The sequence below is a fragment of the Nocardia fodinahabitans genome (genome assembly GCF_052983615.1).
The window spans coordinates 4,996,689-5,010,673 of sequence record NZ_JBRJJC010000001.1 but is presented as its reverse complement, the minus strand read 5'-3'; the positions used below and the strand labels follow the sequence as shown (position 1 = coordinate 5,010,673).

14 protein-coding genes and 1 pseudogene are annotated in these 13,985 nt (G+C 68.7%); 5 read left to right on the top strand and 10 right to left on the bottom strand.

The genetic code is table 11. From position 1 onward, the window contains the following. Positions 1–5: 5 nt before the first annotated feature. The gene (locus tag NV348_RS23285; RefSeq protein ID WP_447148804.1) at positions 6–869 is read right to left on the bottom strand and encodes an ABC transporter permease; all 864 of its coding nucleotides are present in this window, start codon (positions 867–869) and stop codon (positions 6–8) included. Between the two features lies 1 nt (position 870). Next, positions 871–1,740, bottom strand: a complete 870-nt coding sequence (locus NV348_RS23280) for an MlaE family ABC transporter permease (RefSeq protein WP_447148803.1) — start codon at positions 1,738–1,740, stop codon at positions 871–873. A gap of 221 nt (positions 1,741–1,961) precedes the next feature. Here NV348_RS23280 and NV348_RS23275 point away from each other — a divergent pair, with 221 nt between their 5' ends. Next, the gene (locus NV348_RS23275) at positions 1,962–2,717 is read left to right on the top strand and encodes a TetR/AcrR family transcriptional regulator (RefSeq protein WP_447148802.1); all 756 of its coding nucleotides are present in this window, start codon (positions 1,962–1,964) and stop codon (positions 2,715–2,717) included. Here NV348_RS23275 and NV348_RS23270 read toward each other — a convergent pair. The 3 genes and pseudogenes from NV348_RS23270 to NV348_RS23260 form a co-directional block, all read right to left on the bottom strand. Beyond that, on the bottom strand, positions 2,709–2,924 hold the full coding sequence (locus NV348_RS23270) for a hypothetical protein (protein WP_447148801.1): 216 nt from the start codon (positions 2,922–2,924) through the stop codon (positions 2,709–2,711). The two genes, NV348_RS23275 and NV348_RS23270, sit on opposite strands and share 9 nt — an antisense overlap. Positions 2,925–2,935: 11 nt before the next feature. Beyond that, positions 2,936–4,017: pseudogene (locus NV348_RS23265) on the bottom strand (oxygenase MpaB family protein). Between the two features lie 303 nt (positions 4,018–4,320). Then, positions 4,321–4,638 (bottom strand): GYD domain-containing protein, encoded by a 318-nt coding sequence (locus tag NV348_RS23260; protein WP_447148800.1) that lies wholly within the window; start codon positions 4,636–4,638, stop codon positions 4,321–4,323. Positions 4,639–4,888: 250 nt separating this feature from the next. Here NV348_RS23260 and NV348_RS23255 point away from each other — a divergent pair, with 250 nt between their 5' ends. The 4 genes from NV348_RS23255 to NV348_RS23240 all read left to right on the top strand — a co-directional run bounded on the left by NV348_RS23255 (position 4,889) and on the right by NV348_RS23240 (position 7,316). After that, positions 4,889–5,329 carry an anti-sigma factor gene (locus tag NV348_RS23255; RefSeq protein WP_447148799.1) on the top strand — a complete coding sequence of 147 codons (441 nt, stop codon included), beginning with the start codon at positions 4,889–4,891 and terminating at the stop codon, positions 5,327–5,329. Between the two features lie 94 nt (positions 5,330–5,423). Continuing rightward, complete coding sequence (locus tag NV348_RS23250; protein WP_447148798.1) at positions 5,424–6,239, top strand: RNA polymerase sigma factor SigF; 816 nt, start codon at positions 5,424–5,426, stop codon at positions 6,237–6,239. A gap of 119 nt (positions 6,240–6,358) precedes the next feature. Then, positions 6,359–6,769, top strand: a complete 411-nt coding sequence (locus tag NV348_RS23245; protein ID WP_447148797.1) for an STAS domain-containing protein — start codon at positions 6,359–6,361, stop codon at positions 6,767–6,769. 49 nt (positions 6,770–6,818) lie between these two features. Beyond that, a complete protein-coding gene (locus NV348_RS23240) occupies positions 6,819–7,316 on the top strand; it encodes a hypothetical protein (RefSeq protein WP_447148796.1) in 498 nt (165 codons plus the stop codon). 46 nt (positions 7,317–7,362) lie between these two features. Here the strand turns inward: NV348_RS23240 and fadD11 are convergent, their stop codons facing one another. Genes fadD11 through NV348_RS23215 form a run of 5 tightly spaced genes read right to left on the bottom strand, consistent with a single transcriptional unit; the run spans position 7,363 to position 13,967 of the window. Beyond that, positions 7,363–9,162, bottom strand: coding sequence for a fatty acid--CoA ligase FadD11 (gene fadD11 / locus NV348_RS23235; protein WP_447148795.1), 1,800 nt, complete (start codon positions 9,160–9,162; stop codon positions 7,363–7,365). Between the two features lie 17 nt (positions 9,163–9,179). After that, positions 9,180–10,112, bottom strand: a complete 933-nt coding sequence (locus tag NV348_RS23230; RefSeq protein ID WP_447148794.1) for an alpha/beta hydrolase — start codon at positions 10,110–10,112, stop codon at positions 9,180–9,182. Next, on the bottom strand, positions 10,109–10,990 hold the full coding sequence (locus tag NV348_RS23225; protein ID WP_447148793.1) for a short-chain dehydrogenase/reductase: 882 nt from the start codon (positions 10,988–10,990) through the stop codon (positions 10,109–10,111). The genes NV348_RS23230 and NV348_RS23225 overlap by 4 nt, the downstream gene beginning before the upstream one ends. Then, complete coding sequence (locus NV348_RS23220; RefSeq protein WP_447148792.1) at positions 10,990–12,444, bottom strand: flavin-containing monooxygenase; 1,455 nt, start codon at positions 12,442–12,444, stop codon at positions 10,990–10,992. The genes NV348_RS23225 and NV348_RS23220 overlap by 1 nt, the downstream gene beginning before the upstream one ends. A gap of 2 nt (positions 12,445–12,446) precedes the next feature. Further along, positions 12,447–13,967 (bottom strand): aldehyde dehydrogenase family protein, encoded by a 1,521-nt coding sequence (locus tag NV348_RS23215; RefSeq protein WP_447148791.1) that lies wholly within the window; start codon positions 13,965–13,967, stop codon positions 12,447–12,449. Between the last annotated feature and the right edge of the window lie 18 nt (positions 13,968–13,985).

Here is a 13,985-nt window from a genome sequence, read left to right as displayed (position 1 = left end):
GAGGCCTATCCCGTGATCCTGATACCCGGGTCGATCCCCCAGATCGACAGGGAGATCAGGAGATTGACGAACACGACCGTGACGATGGTCATGCGGATCGCGCGGCCGGAGGCGACTCCGACACCTTCGGGCCCGCCCGCCGCGGTGTAGCCGTAGTAGCACTGGATGAACGTCGCCACGGCGGCGAAGATGATGATCTTGAGGATCGAGTAGGCCACGTCGACCGGGTCGAGGAACTGGTGGAAGTAGTGGTCGTAGGTGCCCAGCGTCGTCCCGCCCAGGACGGCCACGGTGATTCTCGTCGCGATATAGGCGATGGCCAGACCCGCGGTGTAGAGCGGCACGATGGCGACGACGGCCGCCAGCATGCGCGTCGTGATGAGGTAGGGCAACGGCCTGATGGCGATCGACTCCAGAGCGTCGATCTCCTCGGAGATCCGCATCGAGCCCAGTTGCGCGGTGAACCGGCAGCCGGCTTGCGCGCCGAACGCCAAGGTCGCCAGCAGCGGTGCCAGTTCCCGCGTGGTGGCGAATCCGGAGATCGCGCCGGTGAGTGGACTCATGGTGAGCAGGTTCAGCGCGGTGTGCGATTCCATGCCGACGGTGATCCCGCCGAAACCACAGAGGATGACCACGACGCCGATCACCCCACCGCCGACGATCAAGGAGCCGTTGCCGAAGCTCACATCGGTGATCAGCCGCAGCAGTTCCTTGCGATAGTGCTCGAGGACGAAGGGAATCGCCGCGACCGACTGCGCGAACACCAGTCCTTGATGACCGAGCCGCACCGGAACGCTCGCGGACGCGGCGGCCGCGGCGCGCAGCCGGCGCACCGGACGCAACAGGGGCGGAACGTATTCGGCGGCCATCTCAGAGCACCTTCGACGGAAACACCGCGTTGTAGAGCTGGGTGAGGATGATGTTGGCCGCGAACAGGACGATCGCGGAGTTGACGACCCCGGAGTTCACCGCGTCGGCCACGCCCGCCGGTCCGCCCCGGGTGTGCAGCCCGGTGTCACAGGCGATGATCGCCGCCAGCGCACCGAAGACCGCGGCCTTGACCATGGCGACCACCAGATCCGCGGCCACGGCGAACGAGGCGAAGGTGCCGACATAGGAACCCGGCGTCCCGTCCTGGATGTAGACGTTGAACACGTAGCCGGTCGCGAAGCCGACGAACACGACCAGCCCGCACAGCAGGGTGCTGACCACGACCGCCGCGGCGAGGCGAGGGGCGACCAGGCGACGCACCGGATCGACACCCATCACCTTCATGGCGTCGATCTCTTCCCGGATGGTGCGCGAACCGAGATCCGCGCAGATCGCCGAGCCCACCGCGCCGGCGATCATCAGCGAGGTCACCAGCGGGGCGCCCTGGCGGATGATCCCCAGTCCGTTGACCGCGCCGATGAAGGTGGTCGCCCCGACCTGGCTGACGAGCGATCCGACCTGGATCGACACCACGACCGCGATGGGGATCGCGACCAGCAGCGTCGGCGACGCCGACACACTGGCCATGAACGCGCACTGCTTGACGAACTCCGTGGCGGGAAAGCGCCGGGTGAACAGGGCACGGACCAGTTCGGCGAGCGCCCGGACGGTCATCAGGACCTGGCGCCCGGCCGTCTCGACGGCACGTTGCGGGTGTTCGCGCCAGTACGTCAACCCGACGGTGAGGACCTGATCACGGGCATCACCTACCCGCGGCGGAGCTGTTGCCCCGGTGAATTCACCAGACATTCTGGTCGACGACTGCTGCACGATTGTTCACTCTCGGCGGTTGCTGATGGATCGGACCGATCTGTTGCCGTCGCGGCTTTCGAGACCTGAGTTCGGCGCGACGCCTGATTCCCCGCGGACTTTTCTACTTAGTCGTAGTTATTATTACTACGCTAGAGTAGATATGTGGACACTAACAGCGCCGGTGACGCGGCACCAGGGCTTTGGGGGATCATTTCTTGATGAGCATCGAAGAGGACACCGACGGCGTCTGGCGGATCGCCCCACCGCGTCCCGCCCGGCCGCGGCGCCGCAACGGCCCGCGACTACCGCCGGAGGAACGCCGCGAGCAACTGCTCGACGCGGCCCGCGCGGTCGCGGGCCGGGACGGCTTGGCCGAGCTCACGATGCAAGCGGTGGCCAAACAAGCCGGCGTCGCCAAACCCGTGCTGTACGCGATCTATCCCACCGCACCCCAGTTGCTCGACGCGCTGTTGCGGCGCGAACACACCCGGGGCATCGCGCAGGTCCTCGAGGCGCTGCCCGCGGATTTCGACGATTCCGATCCGGACGTGGAGTTCGAGGAAGCCGTCATCGCCTTCCTCACCGCGGTCCAGGAAGATCCGGTGCGCTGGCGATTGATCCTCATGCCCGCCGACGGCGCTCCCGCCTCCTATCGCGGCCTGCTCGCCGGCGCCAGGGAGAAGGTCGTCGCACGCTGCGCCGAACTGCTCGAGACGGGCATCGCGCGGCGCGGTGGCCCCAGCGACGTGGACGTGGAACTGGCCAGTCGCGTCATGCTCGGGTTCATCGAATCGCTCGGCCGACTGGTGCTGTCGAATCCGGAACTCGCTTCCCCTCGCGCACTTCGACCCACGGTGCGGGCACTGACCCGGACATTGCCCAAGGACAGCTCGGGTACTCGGATCCCGGTCGGCGGATCGGTGGTCTCGGCCTGGCAGGCCGAGAACGCGCCCGACCGACCGGCGTCACCGTAACCGGATATCCGCGATCAGCAGCGGTGGCCAGGCGATGACCTCGCCGATCGCCGAGAACAGTTTGTCGATCCCCTGTAGGTCGCCGAGGTGCTCATGGTGGGTCCCCAGCCAGAACAGCCCGATCAGGAAGTACGGCACGCCGAAGGCGATACCGAGGAAGATGAGCTGGCGGAGGCTGATGCGATAGCCGAGCAGTTCTTCGATCATTACCGCACCTCTCACGAAATCTCGCCGAGCACGGCCTGGGACTCGATCAGCCCCTGATCGTCCGGCGCTTCCCCGCGACCGAAGACCCGAGCGCGCTGCTTGTCCCGCAGCGCCTGATGGGCATGCGCGGGAATGTCGTAGCCGTAGCGCTGCTGCGCTTGCCGCGGGGTCATCGTGGTCGCGCTCGCCGGCGGAATCTTCAGCAGGACCGGACCGGCCACCGGAACCGACATCGGCGAGATCAGGCGCAGCAGCTGAACTTGCAGGCGCGCGTTGAGACTCACCAGCGTGAAGGCGACGCTCATCGGCGTCGTGACGAGCGCGTCGAGCAGCCGGCCGGTCGGCAAGCCGGCCATCTCCCGCATCCATCGCGGCATGGTGGCCAGAGTGCCCCGGCGCAGGAAGGCGTACACGACCTTGAACATCGGCCGGAGCGGGAGCGGGATCTCCGGCATCATCACCTCCGCCTGCAGCAGGTGGCGCATCGCCTTGCGGGCGATGTCGGACCCGATCAGCTGCGGACGCATCTGCTCGAAGTACTCGCTGATCCCGGCCCTGGTGCGCGGCACGTCCGCCGGGTCGCAGGTCTGCAACTCGGCCGCACGCGCGCACTCCGCCCAGTACTGGAGTTCGTCGGCCTCGCTAGCCGGCCGGGACCGTATTTCTCGTAGGCGACGAGGATCGAATGCCATGCCGTCAGGTGGATCCACAGCTGCGACCGCGGATCGTTCGCGTCGTAGGACCGCTTGGTGACGGGGTCGACGCCGATTCCCTTGGAGTGGATCTTCACCAGAATGTCGGCCGCGTGCGCGGTCGACCGGCTGTCCGCGAACATCACCATGGCGAAATACCGCAGCGTGCGGTCGTATCGGGTACGCGGCCGGTCGTAGATCGCGTGAGTGGCATCCACCGAGGCCACCAGCGCCGGGTCCAGTTCCTCGATCACCACCGCCCGCTGGAAGCCGACGGTCAAGCTGGTCGGGTAACTCCAGACCCGCCACGCGACCGACTCGGGGCCGAAGAAACCGTAGTCCTCCGCGGGCGTCAGTGGGGGTATCGACAGCCACTCACGCAAGGAAGCACCTGTTGCCATTGCGGGTTTCCCATCATTTCCTACTCATGCGTAGAAGTATTACTACGCGTGAGTAGGAATGATAGTCCTGCGATAGGCCCCGAGTCAACGACCCGAGGGCAACTTGTCGAGGATTGACCCAGACAGCTGAGAACTCAGGCGCCCACTCGAATCGGCTGGCAAACACCTCCTTCACACACGGAGCCGCCCAGCTCCGAGGATTCTCCCCCATCGATCAGGGCACCGTCCGGCAACAAACTCAGACAGAGCTGTCGCACGACGTGGTGACCCTGATCGATCCGAGCGGGGCGAGACCCAGGCTGGTTACTCCGGCGGCCGATAGGTGACATCCAGCGCCGCGGCGGCATCGATCTGTTCGGGAGTGAGCAGACCGACGGTGTGCGAGACGGCGGCACCGGCGGCCGCGGTGCGAATTGCGAGTGCCGCGGCGGCCACCTCGTCCGGGACATCGCCGATCACGAACAGATCGTCGTCACCGAAGGCGAAATAGCAGGCTTCCACCCGCCCACCCACACTCTCGACCATCTCGGTGATGGCCGTCCGGCGTGCGCTACCGCCCTGTGCGAGTAGGCCGTTGGCCCCGTCTTGTAGATAGCTGACCCGCCACATGTACTTGGGCATACCTTCGAGCCTCCTCTGACTGGGACGCGATCTCGGCGACAAAAGCCTAGGTCACTCCCCGCGCGATGGAGCGCGGCGCGAGCAGCCGCGGCCGCAATGATGCGCCAACGTGACGGCGGCGATACCCCCCTGTCCCGGATTGCTACCGCTCGCCTCGGCGCACAGCGATTGGCCGGGCGTGGCGTGGGTATGCGCCGTGTGTAGTTCCTCGCACTGGAGTCAACCGGCCAGCGACCCGAAGGGAGGCGGCGTGCAGGACGACGACCATGACCGAGCGCCGCGGTCGCGAGCTGTCGGCTTCCAGATACCGGCCGACCTCGACCGGTTGACCATGGCGCACGCCCTCGCCGAGACGATCCTGCTCATCGACGGATTCGCCCTGGACGAGGTCACCGATCTGCTGCTGGCGATGGACGAGGTAGTCACCGCTCTGGTGCTGGCCGCGGTCCCGGACACGCACATCGACTGCGTGTTCACCGGGCACGACGGCGCACTCGGCGCGCGGGTCAGCACGCTCGCGCGGGCGCCCTTCGCGATCGACGAGAACGCCTTCGGCTGGCACGTCGTCGCGACCCTGACCGACGCGCTGAACACCGACTACGGCGACTACGACGCGGCGCGGCGCGGCTACCCGACGACCATCGAATTCGGCTGGATTCGCCGAGCTCACAGGCCCGCGCTCCCCGAATAGACCACACTCCGGGCATAGCCGGGGCCCTGATGGGTACCCCATCGACATCCGACTCCGCCCGGAAGCGAGGTACGTGGCGATGGCAGTGGAAACGATGGCAGTGGAAACAACGACAGTCGGCGATACGAGCGTCCGGCGATCCCGGTCCAGCGGTGACAGCTACGACAACATCGAACCCTGGTTCGAGAAGCTGCGGGCACTGCCGCCCGGCGACCCGCAGTACGACGCCCTGCGTGACGAGGTGATCCGGCTGTGCTTGCCGCTGGCCGACCACATCGCCCGCAAGTTCACCGGCCGTGGGGAGGCGTTCGACGATCTGGAGCAGACGGCCCGGGTCGGGCTCGTGCTCGCCGTCGACCGGTTCGACGTCACCCGCGGCTTCACGTTCCTGTCCTTCGCGATCCCCACCATCATGGGTGAGGTCCGCAGGCACTTCCGCGATCGCACCTGGGCCGTGCACGTGCCGCGCAGGCTCAAGGAACTCCAGCTGCGGATCGGCCCGGCCACCGAGGAGCTGTCCCAGCGCCTGGGCCGGATGCCCAACGCGCCCGAGCTGGCCGCGGAACTCGAGGTCGACCTCACCGACGTCACCAAGACGCTCGTGGCGAGCAACGGCTACCAGGCCAACTCGATCGACGGGATCACCGACGACGATCGCGACAGCCCCACCCCGCCGATTACCGAGACCCTCGGTGCCGACGAACCCTGCTACGAGCTGACCGAGAACGCCATCGCGGTGGCACCCTTGATCGCCGCGCTGCCCCGGGAGAGCAAGCGGGTCCTGATCATGCGGTTCGCCGAGAACCTGACGCAGAGCGAGATCGCGCAACGCCTGGGCGTGTCCCAGATGCAGGTCTCGCGCATCCTCGCCAAGACGCTGGGCGAGCTCCGCGAACAGGCGCTGGGCTGAACCCACGGGGTCGGTGACAGCGGCGCCCGCGCGTGCCAGAATTGTCCCCGGTTGAGACTTCCAGCCGACCGGCTCTTCGCCGACCCGGCGATCCGGTGTGCTCTTGTGTCGGAGGTCGGATGTCTGTCCTGACGGGTCGTCGGCGTGCGAGCCGACTGCGCTGGTATCCCGGACCGCCGCGCGGCGGTCTGGTCCAGCGGCTGCGCCGCCGTGCCAGGCCGGGATGCTGGGTGCTTTTCGCGGGAAACGAGCTCGATGCCGCCCATCAGCCCCACCTTCGCGCGCTGCTCGAGCGCTCGATCCGGGACCGTGCCCGGGTGATGGTGCTCGACCTGCGCGAGACGGAATTCTTGAGCATTCGGGTGGCGGGCTCGCTGTCGGCGGCCAAGGCCGAGGCCTGGGGACACGGCGTCGAGCTGCGCCTGCTCGCCGGCGGGCCGGGCGTGGAACGGGCGCTGGAGCTGGTCGGTGTTCGCCCGCTGTTCCGCTACTACACCTCGCTCGACGAAGCGTCGAAGTCGCCGGGCTGAACGCCCTGGGCGCCCTGCCCGCCGAGTCCCATCTGCCTCGCCCGCGCAGGTGGAGACCGTCTCGTACACCCCCGATCTGCCCGAGTTCGCGGCACCGCAGCCCGCCGCCGTCGAGGTCGTGGCCGACGCCGCGCCCATCGAACATCTTGCCGCGCAGCCGGTCTCCTCCTTCGACCCCGAGTCCACGCTCGTAGCGGATCACGGTGACCCCGCCGAACTCGATGCCGCGCAGCCGATCACGGACACCCGGTCGATCGCCACGGCGGCACCCATCGCCAGCCCGATCGAGAACGCCACGTTCCTCGGCTCCACCGCCGGACAGGTGATCGGTGGCCTCGCCGGTGCCGGACTCGGCGCGGCGGGCGGAGCGGCGCTGGCCACCCCGCTGGCCGTACCCACCGCCGGACTCGGCGTGCCGGTCGGCGCGGTCGCCGGTGGCATCGTCGGTGGTGTGGTCGGCACCTACGCCGGCTACTACGCCGGTGCCTACCTCGGCACCCTGGTCGCCCAGCAGGCACCCCAGATCATCCCCAACGTGCTGCCCTGACCGCCGGCGCGAGGTGGCGGGCCCGGTGCGGCCCGCCACCGATACGCTAGGCCGGTTCCTGGACCCGGTCGGACGGGTTCTCGGCGTAGAGCTCGGCGATCTCGGCCGTGTACTTCTCGGCGATCACCTTCCGCTTGAGCTTCATGGTCAGCGTCACCTCGTCACCGCCGGCTTCCCAGAACACCGGCAGGATCCGGAAGCGCTTGACCTGCTCGACCCGGGAGAGCTTGGCGTTGCCCGCCGCCACGCCCGCGGCGATCTGCTCGAGCACGTCGGGGTTCGTGGCCAACGCGGCGGCCGACGCGTCGGGCAGATCGTGCTGGGCCGCATACGGTTCGGCGCTCTCGGCGTCGAGGACGATCAGCGCGGTGTTGTAGGGCCTGCCGTCGCCGATCGTGGCCATGGCGCCGATCAGCGGGGTCGCGGCCTTGATGGCGTGCTCGATCGTCGTCGGCGACATGTTCTTGCCGGAGGCGTTGATGATCAGTTCCTTCTTGCGGTCGACCACCCGCAGGTAGCCGTCGTCGTCGACGGTCACCACGTCACCGGTGCTCAGCCAGCCGTCGGCGTCGACGGCCTCGGCCGTCTTCGCCGGCTCACCGCGGTAGCCCTTCATCACCAGCGGGCCCTTGACCAGCAGTTCCCCGTCCTCGGCGACACGGGATTCCATGCCGGCCAGCAGTCGCCCGACCGTGCCGAGCCGGGTATCGCTCGGGTGGCTGACGCTACAGATGCACGACAGTTCCGACATGCCCCAGATCTCGGAGATCGGGACACCGAGCCCGGCGAAGAAGCCGAGCGTCTGGGGCGGGATCGGTGCCGCGCCCGACAGCGCGAAGCGCAGCCGATCGAAACCCAGCTTCGCCCGCAGCTTCGACAGCACCAGTTCATCGGCCTTCGCCCATTCGGCGGCGACCTCGTCGGGGATCGGCTGCCCCGCCAGCTGGTACTCACTGCGCTTGGCGCCCACCGCCAGCGCCCACTGCATGCCCTGCCTGCGCGTCTCGTCGGGTTCGTTCGCGACGACGAATTCGATAGCGGCCTTGAGCTTTTCCCACACCCGGGGCACCGCGCCCCAGATGGTCGGCCGCAGGTCCGCGAGCGCGGCGGCGATCAGCTTCGGGTCCGATACCGCGGTGACCTGGGTGCCGAACACCTCCTGGAGGTAGAGCGCGGTGAGCCGGTCGGCGATGTGGGCGCTCGGCATGAACGAGGTGATCGAATCGCCGAACTCGAAGCCGAGCACGTCACCGAGGCCGTAGGCCTGGAACATCAGGTTCGCGTGCGTCGTCTCGACGCCCTTCGGGTTGCCGGTCGTGCCCGAGGTGTAGATCAGCGTCGCCACATCGCCCGGCTCGACCGCCCGCCAGGACGCGTCGAAGTCGAAATCCGCTGCGCCACCGGCGATCATCTCCGCGACCGATACCGTGCCATCGACCGCGTCGTCGAGACACACGAGGTGATCCAGCGCCACGCCGCTCTCGCGCAGTCGCGCCACATACTGCGGCTCGCAGATCACCACGCGCGCACCGGCGTTGCCGAGGACGTGCGCCAACTGGTCGGCGGAGAGGGTGTTGTAGACGGAGAACGAGGTCGCGCCCACGTGCTGGGCGCCGACTTCGAGCGGATAGAACTCGACGCGGTTGCCCATCATCAGCGCGACGGTGTCGCCGCGCCCGACGCCGAGCGCCGCCAGACCGGCCGCGGTGGCGCGCACGCCGTCGGCGTACTCCCGCCAGGTCATGGTCTGTCCGTCGCCCGGGGTGCGCAGCGCGACAGCATCGGGATCGACAGAGGCATTGTGCTGGAATGCGGCACAGAGGGTTTCGAAACGTTGCGTAGGCATAGTGGGTCTTTTCGTGTTCAGACCGCGGTAGCGGCTTCGGTATCGAGGAGTGTGGTGACGAATCGGCCCGCGGCGCCGAAGGCGAAACGGGCCTCCGGCGCGAGGGCGGGCATGACCTGGAAGACGTGCATCTGATCGGGCCACACCTGGAGTTCGCACGCCCCGCCGACCTGCCGGAGGCGATCGGCCAGTTCGATCGCGTCGGCGGCGAAATACTCCGCCCCGCCGGTCTGGATCAGGGTGGGCGGCAGGGTCATGCCCCGTTCGGGGCGGAGTTCGAGACGCTCGCTGGTGAACTGGGCGACCGCTTTGACCGACAGCGCGTAGGAGATCACGCCGTCGCGGTTCCGGTCGCCGGTGCGGGCGACCCGCAAGCCGAGATCGGCCATCGGCGAGAACAGCACCAGCCCAGCCGGTCCCGGCCTGCGCAGGCGGGCGTTGGCGAGCGCGAGATCCGCGGCCAGGAACCCACCGGCGGAGTCGCCGGCGACCACGATCCGGTCCGCGGCGAACCCGCGCCGCAGCAGCCACCGATACGCCCGCGCCACATCCAGCTGGGCGCACGGGCTCGGATACTCCGGCGCCAGGCGATAGTCGACGACCAGGACCGGCGTGCGGGTCGTGGCCGAAAGCCGCGACGCCACACCGCGATACGCCGCGACCGAGCCCGCGACGAAGCCGCCGCCGTGCACGTACAGGACCACCCCGTCGCGGCGGTCGGCCTTCGGCCCGGTGACCATCTCACCGCGCACCGCGCCGTCGTCGACGCGCTCCACGGAGGTGCCGGCCAGGCTCGGCCCGACCACCCGCATCGCCGCGTCGATGGCCAGCCGGGCCATCGGCAACGTGGCGGGGTTGACCGGGATCGCGGCGGCCAACGGCTTGACCGTGCGTTCGGCCACCAGCCGGGTGGCCCTGGTGCGCAACGACCCCCGCTCCGGCGCGGTCACCGGCCGTTCCGTTGCTCGACCCGGTCGAGCAGGTCCTTGACCTTCGCGCTGCCCGCGAGCTGCGCGTCGAGCACCACGTTGACCGCACCGCGCAGCAGCGCGTACGGCTCCCACCCGCTGGGGGCGACGGTCCGGGCCGCGCGCCTGCCGATGCCGTCGGCGATCACGGTCGCCGCGTGCGACGCGGTGATGCGGACGTTCAGCGGCCACGGCAGCATCTCGTCCAGTTCCCGGCCGAGATCGTCCTGGTCGAGCATGGCGTGGGTCATCTCGGTCTCGACGACGCCGAAGTAGGCGATGCCGGCGCTGGCGCCCGCCGCGGCGAGTTCCACCCGCAGCGCGCGCCCGAACTGTTCGACCGCCGCCTTGCTCATCATGTACGGCGACCCGGCCATGCCCGGCGCGAACGACGCGCACGACGAGACGACGACCACGTGACCCCGAGCCGCGACGATGTGGTCGAGGGCGGGATGCACCGTGTTGAAACAGCCGTCGAGATTGATCGCCATCACCCGGTCGAAATCGGCCGGGTCCATCGTGCGCACGGTGGCGGGCTTCGGCGTCACTCCGGCGTTGGCGACGACGACGTCGAGGTGGCCGAAGGTGTCCACCGCGAGCCGGGTGGCGGCCACCATCGCCGCGCGGTCCCGGACGTCGGCCGTGACCGCCAGCGCCCGTGGCCCCAGTTCGCCCGCGGTGACCTTCGCGCCGATCTCGTCGATGTCGACGACGACCACGAAAGCGCCACGGGCATAGAGGATCCTGGCCAGTTCGAGGCCGATCCCCTGCCCGGCGCCGGTGATCAGCGCCACCTTGCCGCGCACGTCGTAGGACCGGCGCGTGAGCAGGCTCAGCGGATTGAGTGCGGTGATGTCCATCAGGCACTCACCTCGTAGGACTCGGCATCGAAAGCGCTGGTGCGCTTGCGGTATTCGAAGCTCCAGTTCGGGTAGAGCCCGGCGTTGCGCCCGTCCGGGGTGGTGTAGTAGCTGTCGCAGCCACCGGTGAGCCACACTGTGGACGCGCTGCGCCGATGCATCTCCTCGACGAAGTCGTCCTGAACCTCCTGCCGGACTTCCACCCGGTGAGCGCCCTTGTCGCGCAGCGTCTTCAGCGCGTCGACGATGTAGGCGACCTGGGATTCGATCATGAAGACCGCCGACTGGTTGCCCGCCGCGCCGAACGGTCCCAGGGTGAGGAACAGGTTGGGGAACCCGGCGACGGCGGTGCCCAGATAGGTCCGGCGGTGCTTGCGCATGACGTCGCCGACGGACACCTCGTCGCCGCCGACGATGCGGTCGTAGGACGAGGGCGCCGGCTCGAACCCGGTGCCGTAGATGATCGTGTCGACGGGGATCTCGATTCCGGCGCGGGTGACGATGGAATGCGGGCGCACCTCGGCGATGCCGTCGGTCACCACGTCGACATTGTCCTGGTCGAGGGCGGGCAGGTAGGCGTCGGCGAAGATCGCGCGCTTGCAGCCGATCATGTAGTCCGGCGTCAGCTTCTTGCGCAGCTCCGGATCACGCACCTGCCGGCGCAGCTGCCAGCGCCCGAGCAGCTCGTAGGGGTGCCGGAAGCGGTTGTCGACGAACCCGACCAGCCCGAAGCCCTCGATCGCGGTGTACCAGGCACCGCGAATGGCCTTGCCCGCCAGCGGAATCCGGCGCAGCGCGAAGCGCTCCACGGCCAGCGTCGGCCGGTCCATCCGGGGGACGATCCACGGCGCGGAACGCTGGAAGACGGTGAGCGCGGCCACCTTCGGCTGGATCTCCGGCACGAACTGCACCGCCGACGCGCCGGTGCCGATCACCGCGACCCGCTCACCGGTGAGATCGTGGTCGTGATCCCAGTGCAGGGAATGGAACGTCGTGCCCGCGAAGGTGTCCAGACCGGGCAGCGTGGGGTACTTGGCCTCGGCGAATACGCCGGTGGCCGAGATCAGGTAGTCGGTGGTCAGCGCACCCCGGGAGGTCTCCAGACGCCACAGCGAGCGCTGCTCGTCCCAGCGGGCCTCGAGCAGTTCGGTGTCGAGCCGGATGTGCCGGACGACATCGAATGTCGTCGCCACGCCGCGGAGGTAGGCCAGGATCTCCGACTGCTTGCCGTAGGTCCGCGACCAGTCGGGATTGGGCGCGAACGAATAGCTGTAGAGCTGCGATGGCACATCACACGCGCACCCGGGATAGGTGTTGGCCTGCCACGTTCCGCCCAGATCCGCAGCGCGTTCGAGGACGACGAGATCGTCGAAGCCGGCCTCGCGCAGTTTGATCGCCAGTGCGATGCCGCCGAATCCGGCACCGATCACGACGATGTGACGGTGTTCGGTCATGGTTACCGATTCCTTCCGTGCAGCGCAGTGACCAGGCGATCGACGATCGCGTCGGTGGTCTCGCCGCGGGTGAATGTGGTCAGGGCCAGCGGCAGCGCGAACCGCTGCCGTGTCGTGGCCTTGGCGTAGGTGAACTCCTTGAGCCCGTCCTCGCCGTGCACCCGGCCGAAGCCGGAATCGCCGACGCCGCCCAGCGGTAGCCGCGCGATGGTGGCATGGGCGACATAGGCGTTGATGGACGTGCCGCCCGCGCGGATCCGGTCGGCGATCCGCCTGCCGTTGCGGCGCGAGAAGACCGTGCTGCCGAGCCCGTAGGGCCCGGCGTTCACGCGCTCGATCGCCTCGTCCATATCGCGCACCCGGGCGACCGTCAGCGTCGGGCCGAAGGTCTCCTCGGTGACGGCGGCCGCGTCCTCGGGGACATCGACCAGGATGGTGGGCTGCACGAACTGTCCGTCGATCGCGCCTGCACCCCCCAGCAGTGCCCGCGCGCCGCGCGCGAGCGCGTCCTCGATGTGGTGCCGGATGATCGCGATCTGCTTGGGCATGGTGATCGGGCCGATCTTCGCGGTGCCCGTACCTGCGCGCAGATTCTCCGCGCGGGCAACGAGTTTCGCGAGGAACTCGTCGTAGACCTCGGTGTGCACGTACACGCGCTCCACGCCGAGGCAGGTCTGCCCCGCGTTCGACATGCCGCCCCACACCGCGGCGTCGGCCGCCGCGTCCAGGTCGGCGTCGGCATCGACGATGAGCGCATCTTTGCCGCCGAGCTCCATCAGTACCGGCGTCAAGGACTCCGCGCACGCGGCCATGACCCGCTTGCCGGTGGCGGTGGACCCGGTGAACCCGATCTTGCCGACACCGGCGCGGCACAGGGCGGCCCCGGTCTCTCCCAGACCCGTGATCACCTGGAACACCGGCTGTTCCGGCACGACCGCCGCGAACCGATCGGCGAGCCAGTGCCCGACACCCGGGGTGTACTCGCTCGGCTTGAACACCACCGCGTTGCCCGCGGCGAGGGCGAACGACACCGAACCCAGCGGGGTGAACACCGGGTAGTTCCACGGTCCGATCACACCGACCACCCCGAACGGGCGGTATTCGAGCGTGCATTCCTGATTCACGGCGAGCAGACCGGGCCGCACCGAACGCGGACCGAGCACTCGCCGCGCGTTGCCCGCCGCCCACGCCAGATGTTCGAGCGCCATCGCGATCTCGAGTCGGGCGTCCGAGAGCGGCTTGCCCATCTCCTCGTGGATGAGCTGGGCGAGTTCGGCTCGCCCCCGGGTGATCTCGCCCCGCCAGGCGTCCAGTCGCCGGGCCCGCTCGGTGAAACCGATTCGCCCCCACCAGTCCGCGGCCCGGCGCGCGTCGGCGACCGTGGCGGCGACGTCGGCCGGGGTGTGGATCGGATAGGTACCGACGACGGCGCCGGTCGCGGGCGAGACGACGTCGAAGGTCGAATCATCCTGCGTGGGTGCGGTGCGCACGGGTGCTGCCGAAGGAAGTGGTGTTCGCCCCATGGACGACCTTTCTCGTTC

What these genes read in the sequence shown, in the direction of transcription:
- NV348_RS23215 (WP_447148791.1), bottom strand. Translation starts at nt 13,967, where the DNA reads ATGGGGCGAACACCACTTCCTTCGGCAGCACCCGTGCGCACCGCACCC.
- NV348_RS23220 (WP_447148792.1), bottom strand. Translation starts at nt 12,444, where the DNA reads ATGACCGAACACCGTCACATCGTCGTGATCGGTGCCGGATTCGGCGGC.
- NV348_RS23250 (WP_447148798.1), top strand. Translation starts at nt 5,424, where the DNA reads ATGGCAGTGGAAACAACGACAGTCGGCGATACGAGCGTCCGGCGATCC.
- fadD11 (WP_447148795.1), bottom strand. Translation starts at nt 9,162, where the DNA reads ATGCCTACGCAACGTTTCGAAACCCTCTGTGCCGCATTCCAGCACAAT.
- NV348_RS23270 (WP_447148801.1), bottom strand. Translation starts at nt 2,924, where the DNA reads ATGATCGAAGAACTGCTCGGCTATCGCATCAGCCTCCGCCAGCTCATC.
- NV348_RS23245 (WP_447148797.1), top strand. Translation starts at nt 6,359, where the DNA reads ATGTCTGTCCTGACGGGTCGTCGGCGTGCGAGCCGACTGCGCTGGTAT.
- NV348_RS23285 (WP_447148804.1), bottom strand. Translation starts at nt 869, where the DNA reads ATGGCCGCCGAATACGTTCCGCCCCTGTTGCGTCCGGTGCGCCGGCTG.
- NV348_RS23280 (WP_447148803.1), bottom strand. Translation starts at nt 1,740, where the DNA reads ATGTCTGGTGAATTCACCGGGGCAACAGCTCCGCCGCGGGTAGGTGAT.
- NV348_RS23275 (WP_447148802.1), top strand. Translation starts at nt 1,962, where the DNA reads ATGAGCATCGAAGAGGACACCGACGGCGTCTGGCGGATCGCCCCACCG.
- NV348_RS23225 (WP_447148793.1), bottom strand. Translation starts at nt 10,990, where the DNA reads ATGGACATCACCGCACTCAATCCGCTGAGCCTGCTCACGCGCCGGTCC.
- NV348_RS23260 (WP_447148800.1), bottom strand. Translation starts at nt 4,638, where the DNA reads ATGCCCAAGTACATGTGGCGGGTCAGCTATCTACAAGACGGGGCCAAC.